The following is a 370-nucleotide window of genomic DNA, read 5'->3' as shown; positions in this document are numbered from 1 at the left end:
AGCTGCACCTGAATCACCGGTGGTCAATTCAACTTGGTTTTCCAGAGTTTGACCTGTTGTCTCATCTACAACTGTGTAAGTAACCTTTTGGTTTTGAGCAGTATAATGTACATCCTTGACAATATTTTCTTGGGTAACTGCTTCAGACGGAACTGTCTCGATATCTACGCTATAGCCTGGAATCACTGGTGACGGCACAGCGTCATAGTTGGCTTTATCACTTGTCCAAGCTGTGGCAGAAACTTTATTGCCAGTCACCTTGTCTGTCGTCACGCTACGAGTCCAAGTTGCTGTCTGCACTTGATCAGCTGGTGTTTGGCTGCCTGCACCATGGTAACGAACAATCAGGTTCACAGACTTGCTTTCTTGG

The 370-nt window shown here is 45.9% G+C and carries 1 protein-coding gene; it reads right to left on the bottom strand.

The window, feature by feature from the left end; genetic code table 11:
• The coding region (locus STRDD04_RS11225; protein ID WP_443031312.1) for a mucin-binding protein at window positions 1-370 on the bottom strand (370 nt) is incomplete at both ends.

This window comes from Streptococcus sp. DD04 (genome assembly GCF_001578725.1).
In the GTDB taxonomy this organism is placed as follows: domain Bacteria; phylum Bacillota; class Bacilli; order Lactobacillales; family Streptococcaceae; genus Streptococcus; species Streptococcus sinensis.
This window is presented reverse-complemented; position numbering and strand designations above follow the sequence as displayed.